This is a genomic window from Knoellia koreensis (assembly GCF_013041615.1).
Taxonomy (GTDB): Bacteria; Actinomycetota; Actinomycetes; order Actinomycetales; family Dermatophilaceae; genus Pedococcus; species Pedococcus koreensis.
Map to the genome: position 1 here is coordinate 627,637 of NZ_JABEPQ010000002.1, position 17,560 is coordinate 645,196.

Annotated in this window: 16 protein-coding genes; 6 read left to right on the forward strand and 10 right to left on the reverse strand. The window is 71.6% G+C overall.

Annotation, left to right across the window (positions count from 1 at the left end; genetic code table 11):
• Nucleotide 1: 1 nt before the first annotated feature.
• Both HJG52_RS11245 and HJG52_RS11250 read right to left on the reverse strand, forming a co-directional pair.
• On the reverse strand, nt 2-829 hold the full coding sequence (locus HJG52_RS11245) for a type 1 glutamine amidotransferase (RefSeq protein WP_346767693.1): 828 nt from the start codon (nt 827-829) through the stop codon (nt 2-4).
• Nucleotides 826-2,136, reverse strand: a complete 1,311-nt coding sequence (locus HJG52_RS11250) for a MurT ligase domain-containing protein (protein WP_346767694.1) — start codon at nt 2,134-2,136, stop codon at nt 826-828. The genes HJG52_RS11245 and HJG52_RS11250 overlap by 4 nt, the downstream gene beginning before the upstream one ends.
• Nucleotides 2,137-2,220: 84 nt before the next feature.
• Between HJG52_RS11250 and HJG52_RS11255 the strand changes: the two genes are divergently transcribed.
• The 3 genes from HJG52_RS11255 (at nt 2,221) to HJG52_RS11265 (ending at nt 4,444) form a co-directional block, all read left to right on the forward strand.
• Nucleotides 2,221-3,453 carry an AGE family epimerase/isomerase gene (locus HJG52_RS11255; RefSeq protein ID WP_171243670.1) on the forward strand — a complete coding sequence of 411 codons (1,233 nt, stop codon included), beginning with the start codon at nt 2,221-2,223 and terminating at the stop codon, nt 3,451-3,453.
• Nucleotides 3,454-3,474: 21 nt separating this feature from the next.
• Nucleotides 3,475-3,966: a hypothetical protein gene (locus HJG52_RS11260; RefSeq protein WP_171243671.1), complete on the forward strand. Its 492-nt coding sequence runs from the start codon at nt 3,475-3,477 to the stop codon at nt 3,964-3,966.
• Nucleotides 3,967-4,039: 73 nt separating this feature from the next.
• On the forward strand, nt 4,040-4,444 hold the full coding sequence (locus tag HJG52_RS11265; RefSeq protein WP_171243672.1) for a YunG family protein: 405 nt from the start codon (nt 4,040-4,042) through the stop codon (nt 4,442-4,444).
• Here the strand turns inward: HJG52_RS11265 and HJG52_RS11270 are convergent.
• From HJG52_RS11270 to HJG52_RS21645, 6 genes are all read right to left on the reverse strand, one after another.
• On the reverse strand, nt 4,425-4,937 hold the full coding sequence (locus HJG52_RS11270; RefSeq protein WP_171243673.1) for a histidine phosphatase family protein: 513 nt from the start codon (nt 4,935-4,937) through the stop codon (nt 4,425-4,427). The genes HJG52_RS11265 and HJG52_RS11270 overlap by 20 nt on opposite strands.
• A 17-nt stretch (nt 4,938-4,954) precedes the next feature.
• Complete coding sequence (locus HJG52_RS11275) at nt 4,955-5,722, reverse strand: lysophospholipid acyltransferase family protein (protein ID WP_206070523.1); 768 nt, start codon at nt 5,720-5,722, stop codon at nt 4,955-4,957.
• A gap of 7 nt (nt 5,723-5,729) precedes the next feature.
• A complete protein-coding gene (gene guaA / locus HJG52_RS11280; RefSeq protein ID WP_171244125.1) occupies nt 5,730-7,295 on the reverse strand; it encodes a glutamine-hydrolyzing GMP synthase in 1,566 nt (521 codons plus the stop codon).
• Between the two features lie 141 nt (nt 7,296-7,436).
• On the reverse strand, nt 7,437-7,769 hold the full coding sequence (locus HJG52_RS11285) for a DUF3817 domain-containing protein (protein ID WP_346767695.1): 333 nt from the start codon (nt 7,767-7,769) through the stop codon (nt 7,437-7,439).
• A complete protein-coding gene (locus HJG52_RS11290; RefSeq protein ID WP_171243675.1) occupies nt 7,756-8,520 on the reverse strand; it encodes an SURF1 family cytochrome oxidase biogenesis protein in 765 nt (254 codons plus the stop codon). The genes HJG52_RS11285 and HJG52_RS11290 overlap by 14 nt, the downstream gene beginning before the upstream one ends.
• A gap of 4 nt (nt 8,521-8,524) precedes the next feature.
• The gene (locus tag HJG52_RS21645; protein WP_171243676.1) at nt 8,525-9,814 is read right to left on the reverse strand and encodes a beta-propeller fold lactonase family protein; all 1,290 of its coding nucleotides are present in this window, start codon (nt 9,812-9,814) and stop codon (nt 8,525-8,527) included.
• Nucleotides 9,815-9,951: 137 nt separating this feature from the next.
• Here HJG52_RS21645 and HJG52_RS11300 point away from each other — a divergent pair, with 137 nt between their 5' ends.
• Entirely contained in the window at nt 9,952-11,679 is a 1,728-nt protein-coding gene (locus HJG52_RS11300) for an ABC transporter ATP-binding protein (protein ID WP_171243677.1), read from the forward strand.
• Nucleotides 11,680-11,717: 38 nt separating this feature from the next.
• Nucleotides 11,718-13,463 carry an ABC transporter ATP-binding protein gene (locus HJG52_RS11305; protein ID WP_171244126.1) on the forward strand — a complete coding sequence of 582 codons (1,746 nt, stop codon included), beginning with the start codon at nt 11,718-11,720 and terminating at the stop codon, nt 13,461-13,463.
• Nucleotides 13,464-13,705: 242 nt separating this feature from the next.
• Here HJG52_RS11305 and HJG52_RS11310 read toward each other — a convergent pair whose 3' ends face one another.
• Both HJG52_RS11310 and HJG52_RS11315 read right to left on the reverse strand, forming a co-directional pair.
• Complete coding sequence (locus HJG52_RS11310) at nt 13,706-15,397, reverse strand: GMC oxidoreductase (protein ID WP_171243678.1); 1,692 nt, start codon at nt 15,395-15,397, stop codon at nt 13,706-13,708.
• Entirely contained in the window at nt 15,394-16,986 is a 1,593-nt protein-coding gene (locus HJG52_RS11315) for a succinic semialdehyde dehydrogenase (protein WP_171243679.1), read from the reverse strand. The genes HJG52_RS11310 and HJG52_RS11315 overlap by 4 nt, the downstream gene beginning before the upstream one ends.
• Before the next feature lie 89 nt (nt 16,987-17,075).
• Here HJG52_RS11315 and HJG52_RS11320 point away from each other — a divergent pair, with 89 nt between their 5' ends.
• On the forward strand, nt 17,076-17,540 hold the full coding sequence (locus tag HJG52_RS11320) for a hypothetical protein (protein WP_171243680.1): 465 nt from the start codon (nt 17,076-17,078) through the stop codon (nt 17,538-17,540).
• Nucleotides 17,541-17,560: the final 20 nt, after the last annotated feature.

Here is a 17,560-nt window from a genome sequence, read left to right on the forward strand (position 1 = left end):
CTCAGCGCTTGACGAGCCGGCGCACCTGTCGGGTGCGCGCCTCGTCGGCCAGCCCGTCGTCCTGCGGCACGGGCTCGAAGGGGCGACCGGTGGCGAGCTTCGCGGCATACCCGATGAGCGCGTCAGCGAGCGCGGGGTTGGCGGGCAGGATCGGGCCGTGGAGGTAGGAACCGATGACGTTGCCTGTGCGCGCGCCCTCGGTGCGGTCGGTGCCGTTGTTGCCCTGTCCGGCGCGGACCGTGCCGAACGGCGCCTGCCCGTCGCCGAGAGTCGTTGAGCCGGAATGGTTCTCGTAGCCGACGACGTCGCCGAAATCGGTGCTGAGGACCACCGGGCCGATCATCCGCTTGGCGTTGCCCTGGGTGGTCACGTCGAGGATGCCGAGGCCGGGGAGCCGCTTGCCCTCCACGGTGATGAACGCGTTGCCGAAGAGCTGGTACATGCCGCAGATCATGAGCATGGGTGTGCCCGCGTCGGCCATCGAGCGCAGCCGGTCGGCGATGCGCTCGAGGTCGTCCTCGACCCGCACCTGGCCGGAGTCCTGGCCGCCACCGCCAAGGATGAGGTGCGCCTGCTCGGGGAACTCGCCACCGGGGTGGTGCTGGTGCACGACGGGCACGTAGCCGTGGCGGCGGATGCGGGCGGCGATGGCCCGGGTGTTGCCGAGGTCGCCGTAGATGCTCATCTCGCGCGGGTAGAGGTGGACGACGTGGATGACCCCCTTGCCCTCGTGGTCCGCGTCTGGGACGCGGGCGGAGGTCGCCGGTTCGCCGGGGATGGGGACGTCGCCCGGTATGCCGCCAGGCTGGGTCTCGTCGTGGGCGGTCACTTGGCCTCCTCCCCGATGTCGGGCAGGTCGTAGCGGGCGGCGAGGGTGCGGCGCAGGGCCATCATCGCCGTGTAGGTGCAGAAGATCCGCTTGGGCTCGTCCGGGTGCCGGGCGAGGAAGGCGTCCAGTGCGCGGTCGAGGTCGGTCTCGACCGCGTCGACCGTCACGTCGTCGTAGCTGAGCCGCAGCGCCATGTCATAGCCGCGGACGCCGGAGGTCACCGAGACGCCGCGATCGCGCAGCGACTCGAAGCTGACGTCGTAGAGCCACGACACGTCGCGCCCGTCGGCGTAGTTGTCGTTGATCGCGACCATCGTGGCGACAGGTGTCGACCCGTAGGTGCCGAGGGCGACGGTGAAGCCAGCGGGGTTCTTCACGAGCACCAGCTCGAGCGGCTGCCCGTCCACCATCACGACCTCGCCACGCCCGAACGGTGGGGTGACCGCGGCCAGCGCCTCGGCAGCCACGCGCGGGTCGAAGCAGGTGCCGAGGAGCGAGCGCGCCGTCGTCGTCGCAGCGGTCGCGTTGATCATCGCGGCCAGCCCGCGCTGCTGGAGCTCGAGTGGCCCGACCGCAGCAGATCCGTTCTCCCCGAACAGGATCGAGAACGAGCGCTCGTCGTGAGGCTTGAGCAGGCCGTCATCCGGACCGGCGGTCGGCGGCGTGAAGTCGTCCTCGAACCGGACGTCCTGCTCCTGCAGCTCCGGCAGCCGGTCGGCGATCGACTCGTCCACACCGAACCACGTCACGGACACCCCGCTGGCGACCCGGTCGCGGATGCGGGAGATGAACGAGTCGTCGAGGTTGAGCACCACCCCCTGAGTCGTCTGCTCGGCCAGCGACGCCAGCAGCCCTGCCGTGTGGTCGATCTCGGCGAACCGGTCGAGCTGGTCACGGGCGACGTTGAGCAGCAACGCGTGGGTGGGCTTGACGGTCGCGGCGAACTTCAGCGCGTGGGCCTCGTCGAGCTCGAGGACGGCCAGGTCGGCGCGCAGCCGGCCGTGCAGCGGCAGCTCACCGAGCATCGAGGAGATGACGCCGCGGGTGAAGTTGGAGCCGGTGGGGTTGGTGAAGACGGTGCGGCCGTGCGCGCGCAGCACCGCGACGAGCATCTTGGTCGTCGTCGTCTTGCCGTTGGTGCCGCTCACCACAACGATGCCGTCGCTCACCCGCGACAGCGCGTGGGCCAGGAAACCGGGGTCGACCCGCTCGGCCACCAGCCCGGGCAGCGCCGAACCGCCACCACGCAGCCGCGACGCCATCCGCGCCGCCTTGCCTGCGACCACCGCCGCTCTCGTCCGCACCACGCCCCAAACCCTAACCGGACGGGGCCGCCCTGCCCGTGCACGGCATACCCCGACCCTTGCGCACGGAGGCAATAGGGTCGACGGGTGACCACGAGCGACGCCGTTGCCCCCTTCTCCCCTGACGCCGACTGGCTCGCTGCCGAGCGCACGCGGCTGTGGGAGTTCGCCCGCGGCGCGGTCCACCCGAACGGCGGCTTCGCCTGGCTCGATGACCACGGCCAGCCCGAGCTAGACCGCCCCGTCGAGGCCTGGATCACCTGCCGCATGACCCACGTCGCGGCGCTGGAAGTGTTGCAGGGCAACGAATCCGCGCGCACCGAGCTCGACCACGGCGTCCGCGCCCTGCGCGAGGTCCTGCACGACGACGAGCACGGCGGCTGGTTCTCGGCCGTCGACGCGAAGACGCACGCGCCCGTCACCGGCGACAAGACGGCATACGAGCACGCCTTTGTCCTGCTCGCCGCCGCGAGCGCGACCGCCGCCGGCCACCCCGATGGGCAGGCGCTGCTCGACGACGCGCGCGCCATCTTCGAGACCCACTTCTGGAACGACCGCGACGGCCTCGTCGTCGAGAGCTGGGAGCGCGGCTGGACCACGCTGGAGGACTACCGGGGCATCAACGCCAACATGCACAGTGTCGAGGCGCTGCTCGCGGTCTACGAGGTGACCGGGGACCTCGCCGCACGCTCGCACGCCGCCCGCATCATCGAGCGCGTCGTGCACGGGTTCGCCCGCCGCAACGACTGGCACCTGCCCGAGCACTTCACGCCGGACTGGACGCCGCTGTTCGACTACAACCGCGACAACCCGGCCGACCCGTTCCGGCCCTACGGCGTGACGATCGGGCACCTGCTCGAGTGGTCGCGGCTGGCGCTGCACCTGCGCACCGCCCTCGGTGACGACGCCCCCGACTGGCTGCTCGAGGACGCCGTGGCGCTGTTCGAGCGTGCGGTCGGCGACGGCTGGCACGCCGACGACGCCGACGGGTTCGTCTACACGACCGACTTCGACGGGGTGCCGGTCGTGCGCAACCGCCTGCACTGGGTCGTCGCCGAGGGCATCGCGACCGCGTGGGCGCTCGGCCGTGAGACCGGCGAGCAGGGCTACACCGACTGGTATGCCGCGTGGTGGGCCTACGCGCAGCGTCACCTCATCGACCGTGAGGGTGGGTCGTGGCGACACGAGCTGGACGCGTCGAACCAGCCGGCGTCGACCGTCTGGGCGGGCAAGCCCGACGTCTACCACGCCTACCAGGCGGCACTGCTCCCGTCGCTTCGGCCGTCGGCCTCGTTCGCCGGAGCGCTCCTGCACCGGTAGCCACCCCGCTACGCTCCGAGGGTGCCAGCGATCGAGGTCACGACACCGGGCCGCCAGCCGGTGCGGCTCCCGGCGGTCTGCGTCAAGACCGGCGAGCCCACCGAAGAGCTGGTGCGGCTGCGCGGGTCGGCCGCGCCCGGCTGGGTGCTCGTGACGCTGCTGTTCGGCGTCATCCCCTACTTCTTCGTCCACGCCATGACGTCCCAGCGGTACGAGCTGGTCGTGCCGCTGCGCGACGAGGTGATCCGAGCCCGCCGCAGGTGGCGACGACGGGGCGCCGCCGTGGTGCTCGGCAGCATCGTCGCGTGGGTCGTGGCCGCCATGGCGAACCTGCCCGCCTGGGCTGGGTGGGTGTTCGTCGTGACCTTGGTCGGGCTGGGCCTGCTCGTGTTCGCCGAGTGGCGGTATGCCGTGGGCGTGCGGTTGGCGCCCAGCGGCGCCTTCGAGCTCACCCGGGTGGATGCCCGTTTCGCCGACGGCGTCCGGTCGACGATGGAGCCGGCCCGGCGCTGAGGTCGCCACAGCGGTCGCCGCCGCGATCGGCGCCGATGCGGCCGGTGTCGGTGGTCGTCGGCAGGCTGCCGCCATGACGAACCCGACCCTCGAGCAGGTGGCCGCTGCCATCAGGGCCAGCTGGTCTGCCGACACCTGCGACCCCACCGACCGGCCGACCTGGTCCGCGGCCAACCCGTCTCGCGGGCAGTGCGGCACCACGGCGTTGGTGCTGCACGACTACTTCGGTGGCGACCTGATGTTCGCGGACGTGTTGTACGCCGACGGCACCAAGCAGGGGCACCACTACTGGAACGTGTTTCCCGACGGCAGCGAGCTGGACCTCGCCGGAGACCAGTTCCTGCCCCACGAGGTGCTCCAGACCGGTCGCGTGGTGGTGCGACCACCGGGGCCCCCGAAGCGCTGCGTTGAGGAGTATGCACTCCTGAGCCGACGCGTCACGGCCGAGCTGAAGCTCGTCACGGCAGCGACAAGGTGACCACGTCTGGCAGGGCCATCGCCTCCCAGAAGCGGGCCGCCGGCTGACCACCCTCGACGTGGCCGACCGACACGAGCCACGCGGTCAGCACCATGCCGTGAGTGGCCATCACCATGGTGTCCGAGCGGTGTTCGGCGATGGCCGCCGCGAAGCGGGCGGCCGCATCCGACGGTGACTCCCAGCCGCGGTGACGCTGGTCGAGACGACCGGCCACCCAGTCTCGCCGCACGCCACGGAAACTCGCATCGACCGGTTCGGGAGGGCGGCATACCTCGCCCAACCGGGCATCGACCATCGCGGGGCCCGGGCACGCGAGCGCGAGGGTCTCGCGAGCCTTGGGCTCGGGTGACGTGAGTCGTATGCCGTCGCGAGGCAGCGCGCGCCCGATCGCCTCTGCGGCGGTGCGGCCCTGCGCACTCAGGGGCCAGTCGGCCGACGGGGCGGTCTCGTCGAGGACGGGCATGGCGTGCCGCAGCAGGTAGATCCGGCTCACGACGCCACGGCTCTGGATCAGGCCTGGGCGGTGGCCTCGGCTTGAGCCTTGAAGTCGGAGGCGTAGATGTCGGCGCGCTCCTGGCCGGACAGGGCGGCGATGCCGTCCATGGTGGCGTCGGTGATGGCGCGCAGCAGGGCGGCCTTCTGGAACTCCTGCGAGAGCCCTGCAACGTCCACCGGCGTCCCGAACTTCACCGTCACCTTGCCGGGGCGGAACCCGTTCGAGCCGGGCGGCTGCACCTTGTCGGTGCCGATGACCGCCGCCGGCAGCAGCGTCGCACCGGTGGCGACGGCCATCCGCGCGACCCCCGTGCGGCCCTTGTAGAGGCGGCCGTCCGGTGACCGCGTCCCCTCGGGGTAGACGCCGAACGCCTCACCACGGCGCAGGACCTCCTCGCCGAGCTCGAGCGACTTCATCGCGGCGCGCGGGTCGCGGCGGTCGACCGGGATGGTGCCCGCAGTGGAGTGGAACCACCGCACCGCGCCACCGCGCAGGCCGGTCCCCTCGAAGTACTCGGACTTGCCGAGGAAGTGCACCTGCCGGCCGCTGGCCAGCGGGATGACGATCGAGTCGATGAACGACAGGTGGTTGGAGGCCACGATCAGCGCGCCGGTCTTCGGCACGTTGCGCAGCCCCACCACGGTGAGCCCGGTCGCGAGCGCGAGCGGCGGGCCGATGAGGACGTGCCGCATCACCCAGCGGCTCGTGGCGTCCTGGACGCCGGCCCGCGTCAGCTGGTGGCGCGCCGGCAGCCGGCCCGGCAGCCCGTCCGGCAGCTTCATCGCCGGCTCACTCCCACTCGATCGTGCCCGGCGGTTTGCTGGTCACGTCGAGGACGACGCGGTTGACCTCGCGCACCTCGTTGGTGATGCGGGTGGAGATCTTGGCGAGCACGTCGTAGGGCACGCGGGTCCAGTCGGCGGTCATGGCGTCCTCGGACGACACGGGGCGCAACACGATCGGGTGGCCGTAGGTGCGTCCGTCGCCCTGCACACCCACCGAGCGGACGTCGCCGAGCAGCACCACCGGGCACTGCCAGATGTCGCGGTCGAGACCGGCCGCGGTCAGCTCGTGCCGCGCGATGGCGTCCGCCGCGCGGAGCACCTCGAGCCGCTCGGCCGTCACCTCGCCGACGATGCGGATGCCGAGGCCGGGCCCGGGGAACGGCTGACGCCACACGATCGCCTCGGGCACGCCGAGCTCGAGCCCGACCTGGCGCACCTCGTCCTTGAAGAGCGAGCGCAGCGGCTCGACCAGCTTGAACTGGAGGTCGTCCGGCAGCCCGCCCACGTTGTGGTGGGACTTGATGTTGGCCGCGCCGGTGCCCCCACCGGACTCGACGACATCGGGGTAGAGCGTGCCCTGCACGAGGAACTCGACCGGGTGCTCGTCGTCGCCACGCGAGCCGACGACATCGCGCGCCGCCTGCTCGAAGACGCGGATGAACTCGCGGCCGATGATCTTGCGCTTCTCCTCCGGGTCGCTCACCCCGGCCAGCGCCGACAGGAAGCGCTCCTTCGCGTCGACGACGACCAGGTCGACCCCGGTCGCGGCGACGAAGTCCTTCTCCACCTGCTCGGCCTCGTTCGCCCGCAGCAGGCCGTGGTCGACGAAGACACAGGTCAGCTGGTCACCGACGGCCTTCTGCACGAGGGCCGCCGCCACCGAGGAGTCGACCCCGCCGGACAGCGCGCACAGCACGCGCGACTCCCCGACCTGCTCGCGGATCGCGCCCACGAGCTCCTCGACCACGTTGGCCGCGGTCCAGTCGCCGGTGATGCCGGCACCCTTGTAGAGGAAGTTCTCCAGGACCCGCTGGCCGAAGGTCGAGTGCATCACCTCGGGGTGCCACTGCACGCCGTAGAGCCGGCGCTCGTCGTCCTCGAACGCGGCCACTGGCGCGCCGGCGGTCGATGCCGTCACCTGCATGCCCTCGGGCGCCTCGGTGACGGAGTCGCCGTGGCTCATCCACACCGACTGCTCGTGCGGCTGCCCGTTGAACAGCGTCGAGGTGGCGTCGGAGACGGTGGCCGGCGTCGAGCCGTACTCGCCGAGACCCGTGTGCGCGACCGTGCCGCCGAGCGCCTGCACCATCGCCTGGAATCCGTAGCACATGCCGAACACCGGCACGCCTGCCTCGAGCACGGCCCGGTCGAGCTCGGGCGCGCCCTCCTCGTAGACCGACGACGGCCCGCCGGACAGCACGATGGCGGCGGGGTCCTTGGCGAGCAGCTCGTCGACCGACGCCGTGTGCGGCACGACCTCGCTGTAGATGTTCGCCTCGCGCACCCGGCGCGCGATGAGCTGGGCGTACTGGGCGCCGAAGTCGACGACGAGGACCGGCTTGCCCTGCAGCGGCGTGGCCGGGGCCTCGACCCGGTCACCCTCCGGCGCCTCGACGCGGTCGTCGTCCTGCGCCTGGGTGATGTCGGAGGTCACGGCGTCGGGGGGCGTGCCGTCGGAGGCAGCGGTGCTGGCGTCGCTCACACGGCAAGGCTACCGGGCGAGCTGGGGCTCCACTTCCGCCGCCACCTTGCGCTCGATGACGAACGCGACGAGCGGGATGCAGGCACCGATGACGATGGCGACCATCTTCCCGAAGCCCCAGCGCGCCTTGAGGCCGAGGTTCCACACGGTGAAGACGAAGACCATGAAGATGACGCCGTGCACGGGGCTCCACCAGGAGAGGACGTCGTTCTCGAAGCCGTACTTCAGCACCATCTCCGCGATCAGCACGAACATGGCCAGACCGGCCACGATCGCCATCACCTTGAACCACGACAGCGCGCGCGCCGTACCGGCCTTGTCCCTGATCTCACTCGTCGTCACGCTGGGCATCATCCCTCACCATCCTGAACCACATGAACAGGGCGAACCCCGCGAAGACCCACCACTGGAGCGCGTATGCCGCGTTGCGCCACTTGAGCCCGCCCGTCACCTCGGGCGGGGGCACCCGCCGCAGGCCCTCAAGTGCCTGGATGCCCGCGCCCGTCGCGGACTTCTCGGCCTGGGCGAAGACGAACGCGTTGTAGAGCTGGCCGGTCCACTGGTTGACGAGGAGCGCGGTGTCGATCGAGCCCATCGCCGGCTTGGGCCACCCGGGCGCACCGCTCGGTGCAGCTGCCGGCGACTCCCCCGGGGCGAGGGTGCCGTCGACCGAGACGCTCCCGGCCGGTGGCGTGATCGGCGCGACGGCCGGTTTGCCACCGGACTCCGTGACGAACCCTCGCACCACGGCGATCCGTGCGCCCGTCTCCTTGACCACGATCGGCGTCACCACCCAGTAGCCCGACGTCCCCCCGAGCCGGCGCGGACCGACGAGGAACTGGTCGTCCGCGGCATACTCGCCGACGGCTGTCACGGCCCGGTTGGACTGCTCGTTCGGGAAGGACTGGTGCGGGCGGATCACGGTGTCCAGCAACACCGGTCGCGCTTCGTGCGCCTTGCGCAACGCCTCCGCGAGCCCCTTGTCGCGCGCGACGTTGAGCTGCCAGAAACCGAGCTGGACGCAGACGATGCCGGCCGCGATGACCACTGCGAGCAGGCCGAGCCACTTGGGCTTGAGGGCGGTCCGCAGCACCCGGTCAGGTTACGGGAAGCCTCGAGTCGTCGAACACGAGGATGCTGCCGCCGTAGCAGGCGACCCACACGGCCTTCTTCGTCGGCTCGTAGGTGATGCCGATCGGGTGCTGGTCGGTCCTGACCTCATCCACCACCGCGAGGTCGGACGTGCGCAGCTTGGTGACCGACGACGACGAGTAGTTCACCGTGTAGATCGCGGCGCCGTCGGGCGAGATGGTCATCGACCGGGGCTCCTTGCCGACCCGCACCACCTTGAGGATCTGCCCGGACTCCCGGTCGAGCTTGGACACCGTGTTGTCGTTGTTGTTGGTGACGTACAGGTACTTGCCGTCGGGGCTCTCGACGATGTGCCGCGGGCCGTCACCGGTCCGGGCGTAGTCGTAGACCTTGCGCGCGTCGAGGTCGACCCGGACGACGCGGTCCGAACCCATGACGGCGACATAGGCCTGACGGCTGTCGGGCGAGACGGCGATGCCGCGAGGGTTGTCTCCCCCCAACGGAATTCGCGCCGTCTCCTCACCCGATGACGCGTCGATGACCGAGAGGTCCATGCTGCACCAGTTGGTGACGAGCACCCGCTTGCCGTCCCGCGTCACGGCCACGTACTTCGGCACGGCACCCACGGGGGTGACCTTGTCGATCTTGTGGGTGGTCGTGTCGACGCGGTAGACGGTGCTCGGCGAGGTGCCGTCGCCCTTGGTGCAGCTGTCGAGCCCTTCCGGCCCGAATCCCTTGCCGTACATCGAGTAGTTGGAGACCCACGCGTAGCGGCCGTCGGGGGTGAACGCCACCTCCACCGGAGAGCCCTTCGACACCCCGGGGTGCCCCTCGATGCCGAACTTCGACAGGTCGACCGAGTCGCCGATCGTCGCCAAGCGGGCACCGTCCGCCCGGAACGCCACCATCGTGTGCGTGTACATCATGTTCTGCGCGAACACCTGACCCGTCGACGAGGCGACCACCGACTTGGGGGTGAGCCCGCCGGTGAGCCGCAGGACCTGCACCATGGCGGTCTTCTCCGACGGCCCCGGATCTCCTTGTGCCTCAGCCGGACTCGGCTTGGGAGCCGGAATGGTCGGCTTGGCCTTGGTGGGCGTGGGCTTGGCCGCCGGGGCGGGTTTCGGTGCGGGTGCAGCCTCGGCGGGCTCGCCGCCGACCAGGCCGAACACCTTGGTCGACCCCAGCACCACCACGGTGAGGATGCCCACGACCGCAAGCAGCGCGATGCGCCGCCGGCGCACGAACACCGCGTCCTGACGGACGACCAGACGATGCTTCCCTCCAGTCCGCACACCATGACCGTATGCCGCGTGGCCGCGCCGTGGGCGGAAGCCACACCGATGAGCCCCCGATCCGTCGGCGACCGCGGGCCCGCGCGCCGAAAACCGGTGTCGGGGAGGCACGCCCGCGGCATACCGTGAGGACCCTCATGCAACAGATGCCCTTTGCCGACCCGGGCCGCCCGGACACCCGAAGCGTCCCCCGGTTCATGCTCTGGATCGCGGGGCAGCAGTGGCGCAGCCAGACGCTCGGGATGATCGCCGGCGCGGCCTGGATGCTCGCGATCGCGCTCATCCCGGCGGCCGTCGGCAAGGGCGTGGACGAGGGCATCGTCCCCGGCAACCCGCGGGGGCTGTTCACGTGGGCGGCCGTGCTGCTCGGCCTCGGCGCGATCTGCGCCGGAACCGCTGCCATCCGCCACTACTTCGCCGTCTCCAACTGGCTCTACGCGTCCTACCGCGGCGCCCAGCTCGTGGCCGAGAGCAGCGAGAAGGCCGGCCCCGCCGTCACCCGCACGATCCCCTCGGGCGAGGTGGTCGCGGTCTTCGCCAACGACGTCATGCGTCTCGGGGGCCTGTACGACGTCATGGGGCGGCTCACGGGGGCTGTGGTCAGCTACGTCGCAGTCGGCATCATCCTGCTCACGGCGTCACCGGCGCTGGGCTGGCTGGTGCTGCTCGGCGGCCCGGTCATGCTCGCGAGCCTGACCCTCATCGTGCGCCCGCTCCAGCGACGCCAGGCCCGCCAGCGCGAGGAGGCCGGGCGGCTGACCACGCTCGGGGCGGACACCGTCGCGGGTCTGCGGGTGCTGCGTGGCATCGGCGGCGAGCAGACGTTCCTGCGTCGCTACGAGGCGCAGTCGGCCCGGGTGCGTGAGCGCGGGTTCCGGGTGGCGGGCATCCAGGCGGCGCTGGACTCGGCGCAGGTGCTGATCCCGGGCGTCTTCGTCGTGCTCGTCACCTGGCTCGGTGCGCGGCAGGCGGTGGACGGCACCATCACGGCCGGCCAGCTCGTGGCGTTCTATGGCTACACCGCCTTCCTCACCATGCCGCTGCAGACGGCCGTCGAGGTCGTGGACCGCGCGGTGCGCGCGCACATCGCGGCGGGAAAGATGTTGCGGGTCATGGCAATTCGCCCCGACCACGACCCTGACGCCGCTCCGCGGGCGCCCCTTCCCGACCCGGCATCCGACCTCGTCGACCCGATCTCCGGCACAGTCGCTCGCGGTGGCCGGCTCACCGCGATCGTGTCGGCCCGGCCGGAGGAGTCGGCCGCGGTGGCCGACCGCATGGGACGCCACGGTCCGGGGCCACACCAGACCACCTGGGGTGGGGTGCGGCTCGACGACCTGGGCATCGCCGACGTCCGACGCAGCATCGTGGTCAGCGAGCCCGACCCGCGGTTGTTCACCGGGGTGCTGCGCGACCAGCTGCTCGGTGCGCATGCAGGTGCAGGGACCTCCGACGCTGCCGTCCTCGAGACCATCGAGACGGCCAGCGCGGCGGACGTGCTGGACGCGATTCCCGAGGGCCTCGACGGCACGGTCGAGGAGCGTGGGCGGTCCTACTCCGGTGGCCAGCGGCAGCGTCTCGCGCTGGCCCGCGCGCTGCTCACCGACGCGCCGGTCCTCGTCCTCGTCGAACCCACCAGCGCCGTCGACGCCCACACCGAGGCCCGCATCGCCGAGCGCCTCGCGACCCACCGCCGCGGCCGCACCACGGTCGTGACGACCGTCAGCCCGCTGCTCCTAAGCCAGGCCGACGAGGTCGTGCTGCTCGAGGACGGCCTCGCCACCCGCTCGGGCACCCACCACGACCTCCTGGCCGACCCGGCATACCGACACGTCGTGCTCCGCGGTGAGGATGAGGACCAGTGATCACCGACCACGCCCGCCGGACCCTGCCGATCGCCGACATGCGCACGGTCGGGGCGCAGACCCGCACCCTCGTGCGCGAGCACCGTGGCCTCGTGAGCTGGGTCCTCGGGTTGCACGCGCTGGCCGCGCTCGCCGCCCTGGCCGGGCCGTGGCTCGTCGGCCGGCTCGTCGACGTCGTCAGCGGGAGCCGGGACACCGGCTCGGTCGACCGGATCGCCCTCGGCCTCGCGGGCGCGATCGTCGTCCAGACCGCCCTGACGTGGGGCGCCCGCCGCATGTCGTTCATCCTCGGCGAGACGGTGTTCGCGCAGCTGCGCGAACAGTTCGTCGGGCGAGCGGTCAACCTGCCGCTGTCGACCGTCGAGCGCGCCGGCACCGGCGACCTGGTCGCCCGCACCACCAATGACGTCGAGGCGCTGTCGCACGTCGTGCGGTTCGGCATCCCGTCGCTGTTCGTGGCGGCGATGACGGTGCTCATGACGATCGTCGCGGCCCTGCTCACGTCGCCGTTGGCGACGCTGCCGATCCTGCTCGGGGTGCCGTTCTACTGGTTCTCGACCCGTCGCTACCTCAGGTATGCCGCGGACGGTTACCTCTGGGAGCGCGCGACCTACGCCCAGCTCAACGGTGTCATCGCCGAGACGGTCGACGGTGCGCGCACCGTGGACGCGCTGTCGCTGACGGGCATGCGGCGCAAGGAGTTTCGCAAGGCGCTGCACGAGTGCTACCGCGCGGAGCGGTACACCCTCGGGCTGCGGCTGCACTGGTTCCCCTCGGTCGTCTTCGGCTACTACGTGCCCACCGCCGGAGCGATCGTGTGGGGTGGCTGGCTTGCGATCAACGGCCACATCACGGCCGGCGCGGCGACCGCGGTCACGCTCTACATCCAGCAGATGACGAACCCGCTCGACGAGGTGCTGAGCTGGCTCGACGAGATCCAGGTCGGTGCCACGTCGCTGGCCCGCGTCATCGGCGTCGGCGACGTGCCGCCGGACCGGCGTGCCACGGGCGAGCACCCCGACGGGTCCGAGCTGGTCGTCGACGACGTCCGCTACGCCTACCGCCTCGGTCACGACGTCCTGCGTGGGGTTTCGCTGGACCTCCAGCCGGGCGAGCGCCTCGCCATCGTCGGTCCGTCCGGTGCGGGCAAGTCGACCCTCGGCCGGCTCATGGCCGGCATCGACGGCCCGCGCGAGGGACGCGTCGACGTGGGCGGGGTCCCCTTGGTGGACCTCGAGCTCGGCGAGCTGCGCGGAGAGGTCGCGCTCGTCACCCAGGAGCACCACGTCTTCGTCGGCACGCTCGCGGACAACCTGCTGCTCGCCCGGCCGGCCGCGAGCCGCGACGACCTCGAAGCCGCGCTGGCCGCCGTGGACGCCCTCGCGTGGGCGCGGGGGCTGCCCGACGGGCTCGACACCATCGTCGGCAGCGGCGGCTACGTCCTCACCGAGGCGCAGTCGCAGCAGGTCGCGCTCGCCCGGCTCGTCCTCGCCGACCCGCACACCCTGGTGCTCGACGAAGCCACCTCGCTGCTCGACCCGCGCGCCGCGCGGCACCTCGAGCGGTCCCTGGCAGCGGTGGTCGACGGGCGCACCGTGGTCGCGATCGCCCACCGCCTGCACACCGCCCACGACGCCGACCGGGTGGCCGTCGTCGAGGACGGACAGGTCAGCGAGATCGGCACCCACGACGAGCTGGTCGCCGCAGACGGCGCGTATGCCGCGTTGTGGGCCTCCTGGCGCGACGAACCCTCGCGCGACACGGCGTCGGCCACCGAAGGCTGACCCGCCGGCCGCGTCCCCGGTTCAGCGGCTTACCGAAAAAGTTGGGAGAAAAGTTTCAGGCGGCGCGTAACCCCCGCCATGAAGCGTCGTTGTTCCGGATGGTGTGACCGGGGACCCACCCCCGGCTCGTCCCCGGTCACACCATCACAAACGCCAGCGGCTGGCGAGGCGCAGGGGTCCTCGCCAGCCGCTGTCTTTTGTCCTCGCGCCGTCGCGGCTGCTCCTCGGTGCCGACCCGGCACTCAGGCGGTCACGGCCCCGAAGCGTTGCACGACCGGCATACCCGCCGGCACCGGCTCGAGCCGCGCGTAGGCCTCGCCCTGCGCGGGTCGCCCATCGACATCGCCGCGGTTCGGCCAGAGCGACATCGCCCGCTCGGCCTGGGCGGTGATGGTCAGCGAGGGGTTGACGCCGAGGTTGGCCGACACGGCCGAGCCGTCGACGACGTGCAGGTCGGGGTAGCCCCAGACCCGGTGGTAGGGGTCGACCACGCCGCGCGACGGGTCCGCGCCAATGACGACACCGCCGAGGAAGTGCGCGGTGAGCGGGATGTTCGCGATCTCGCCCAGCGACCCGCCGGGGAACGCCCGCAGCCCGGTCGCCTCACCGAGCCGGCGCGCGATCGCCTTCATCGCCTCCTGCCCGGCCGGGATGTACGCCGGGTTCGGCTCGCCGTGCCCCTGGCGCGAGGTGAGCGAGCGCCCGCCGAAGCGTCCGCGCCGGCCTCGCACCTGCAGCGAGTTGTCGCGGCTCTGCATCACCAGCCCGATGATGGTGCGCTCGCTCCACCTGTACTGCGACAGCGACCGGACGAAGACCAGCGGGTGCCTGGCCGCCTCGACGACGAACTGCACGGGCCTCGGCAGTCGCCCGCCCGGCACGAGGATCGTGGCGAGCGCACCCATCGCGTTCGAGCCCTTGCCGTACCGCACGTTCTCGACGTGGGTGTCCTCGTCGGGGTGGAACGAGGAGGTGATGGCCACACCGTGGGAGAGGTCGACGTTGCTCGGCACGCGTTCGACCATCGACCCGCCGAGCGCCTCGGAGTTGGTGCGGGTCAGCCGCCCCAGCGTCGCCGACAGCCGCGGCAGCACCCCCTCGTCGCGCATCGCGTGGAGCAGCTTCTGGGTGCCCCAGGTGCCGGCGGCGAAGACGACCTGCTCCGCGCTGACGGTATGCCGGTCACGCCGGACCCAGGCGCCCGTCGCCTCGTGCGTCACGGCATACCCGCCGCCCGGTCGCGGCTCGACCCGCACCACGGTCCGCATCGGCTGGATGGTGACGCCGAGCTTCTCGGCGAGGGCGAGGTAGTTCTTGACGAGGGTGTTCTTGGCACCGACCCGGCACCCGACCATGCAGTTGCCGCACTGGGTGCAGCCCGTGCGTTCTGGCCCCGCTCCGCCGAAGTACGGGTCGGGGACACGGCGCCCGGGCATGCCGTAGAAGACACCGGTGGGCGTCTTGCGGAACGTGTCACCGACGCCCATGTCGTGGGCCGCCGCCCGCATGACGTCCTCGACGACGCCTTCGCACGGGTTCTCGACGACCCCGAGCATGCGGCTCGCCGTCTCGTAGTGGGGCGCCAGCTCCGCCTGCCAGTCGGTGATGTCGGCCCACTGCCGGTCACGGAAGAACGGCTCGGGCGGCACGTAGAGGGTGTTCGCGTAGTTGAGGGACCCGCCTCCGACTCCCGCCCCGGCGAGGATCATGACGTCCGGCAGCTTGTGCACCCGCTGCACCCCGAAGCAGCCGAGCCGCGGCGCCCACAGGTAGTTGCGCACGTCCCACGACGTCTTGGCGAAGTCCTCGTCGGCGAACCGGCGGCCGGACTCGACGACGTGGACGCGGTAGCCCTTCTCGGCCAGCCGCAGCGCCGCGACCGAGCCACCGAACCCCGACCCGATGACCAGGACGTCGTGGTCGAACGCGCTCATCGGCGACCGAGCGACTTCAGCGCACGCAGCGCACCGGTCATCACGCGGGCGTAGGTCTGCTGGTCCATGCCGAACGACGGGGCGATCGGCACGACGTACTGCGCTGTGACGTTCTGCGACTCGGTGTACTTGAGGATGCCTTCCGAGCCGTGTCGCCGCCCGACGCCCGACGCCTTCATCCCACCCATGGGGGCGGCCACGCTCCCCCACGCCGCGGCATACGCCTCGTTGACGTTGACCGTGCCAGCCTGGATGGCGGTGGCGATGCGGCGCCCACGCGCGACATCGCGGGTCCAGACGGAGGCGTTGAGGCCGTAGTCGGTGTCGTTGGCGAAGCGGATGGCCTCGTCGTCGGTGTGCACCCGGTAGATCGACACGACCGGCCCGAACGTCTCGTCGTCGCGCAGGTCCATCGCCGCCGTGACGCCCTCCAGCACGGTCGGCTCGTAGAAGTAGGGGCCGAGGTCCGGGCGCGGCCGGCCACCGGTGAGCACGCGAGCGCCCTTGGCGCGGGCGTCGTCGACGTGGGCGGTGACTCGGTCGAGCTGCGGCTTCCCGACGAGTGAGCCCATGTCGGGCCCGAAGGTCAGGTCGGCGGACAGGCGCATCGCCCGCACCGCCTCGACGAACCGGCGGGTGAACTCGTCGGCCACCCGGTCGTGCACGAGCAGCCGCTCGATCGAGATGCACAGCTGCCCGGCCGAGGAGAAGCACGCCCGCACGGCACCCTCGACCGCCTTGTCGAGATCGGCGTCCTCGGCGACGTACATCGCGTTCTTGCCGCCCAGCTCGAGCGAGTAGCCCACGAGGCGCGGGGCGACGGACGCGGCCACCGACCGCCCGGTCGCGGTCGAGCCGGTGTAGCAGACGTAGTCGGTGAGGTCGACGACCGCCTGCCCCACCGTCGGGCCGTCACCGAGCACGACCTGGAGCACCGACTCGGGCAGCCCCGCCTCGGTGAGCAGCTCGACCGCCATGAGGGCCGTCAGCGACGACTGGAGGTCGGGACGCAGCACCACCGCGTTGCCGGCCATGAGCGCGGGGATCGCGTCGGTGATTGCCAGGCTGAGCGGGTAGTTCCACGGGCTGACGATGCCGACGACCCCGCGCGGGTGGTGGTACTCGGTGCTCTGCGTGAGGACGGGGAAGAGCCCCGCCCTGCGGCGGGGACGCAGGTATGCCGCCGCGGAGCGGGCATAGTGCCGCGCCACGATGGCGACGTCGGCGACCTCTTCGAACGCCTGGGCCCGGGTCTTGCCCGACTCCAGCTGGACGAGGTCGAGCAGCTGCACCTGCCGCTGGAGGACGAGGTCGTGGTAGCGCAGGAAGATGCGCTCGCGCAGCTCCATCGGCGTGCGCGACCACGCCCGCTGGGCGGCACGGGCGGCGTCAACGGCGACCGCGACGTCCTCGCGGGTCGACAACGGCAGCGTCGCGAGGGGTGCGCCCGTGAGCGGAGTGGAGCTCCGGTGCTGCTCGGCCCGCGGCGCGCTCACGACGCGGCGGGCGAGGCGGCGCACCGTCCCCGGGTCCACGGCATACGTGGCGGTCGGGTCGGTCTCGGGATCGGCGATGGTCTCCGGAGCCATGGACCAACACTAGGCGCCGACCCAAATCCTTACCAGAGGTAACTTAGGCGACCCGCGCCACATCACCTCGTGCCGCGCCACACTGGGGTATGCCGCGTGCGCGCCTGGTGTGGGGGACGGCCCTGGTTGCCGTCGTGGTCGCCGTTGCGGTTGGGGTGTTCCTCGTGGTGCGGCCGACGGCGGATGTGGCCGATCCCGGACCGAGCGCGACTCCCGAGCAGGTGGTTCGCGCCTACGTCGATGCGGTCAACGCGCGTGACTTCGCCACCGCCAACCGGATCGCCGGGGTCGAGCACATGCGATACAGCCGGTTCGACCGGGCCGGGCGGTTCGACGACCTGACGATCACGGGGGCGGACCGCATCACGCGGGCGTCCGACGGCTCCCGAAGCTCCGGTGACGACTACGCCCAGGCCTGGCACGTGCGGTTCACCGCGCGGCAGTCGGGCCACGACATCTCGATGGGTCCCGAGGGCACGATCCAGTGGGGCTACGTCGTCGTGCGCAACTCAGGCGCCCAGCCTTGGCGCATCATCGACGCCGGCCACGCCTGACGCTTGATCTCTGGCAGCCC

Excerpts from the sequence above, each read along its gene's own strand:
- HJG52_RS11320 (WP_171243680.1), top strand. The coding sequence starts at position 17,076 with ATGCCGCGTGCGCGCCTGGTGTGGGGGACGGCCCTGGTTGCCGTCGTG.
- HJG52_RS11310 (WP_171243678.1), bottom strand. The coding sequence starts at position 15,397 with ATGAGCGCGTTCGACCACGACGTCCTGGTCATCGGGTCGGGGTTCGGT.
- HJG52_RS11265 (WP_171243672.1), top strand. The coding sequence starts at position 4,040 with ATGACGAACCCGACCCTCGAGCAGGTGGCCGCTGCCATCAGGGCCAGC.
- HJG52_RS11300 (WP_171243677.1), top strand. The coding sequence starts at position 9,952 with ATGCAACAGATGCCCTTTGCCGACCCGGGCCGCCCGGACACCCGAAGC.
- HJG52_RS11305 (WP_171244126.1), top strand. The coding sequence starts at position 11,718 with ATGCGCACGGTCGGGGCGCAGACCCGCACCCTCGTGCGCGAGCACCGT.
- HJG52_RS11275 (WP_206070523.1), bottom strand. The coding sequence starts at position 5,722 with ATGAAGCTGCCGGACGGGCTGCCGGGCCGGCTGCCGGCGCGCCACCAG.
- HJG52_RS11315 (WP_171243679.1), bottom strand. The coding sequence starts at position 16,986 with ATGGCTCCGGAGACCATCGCCGATCCCGAGACCGACCCGACCGCCACG.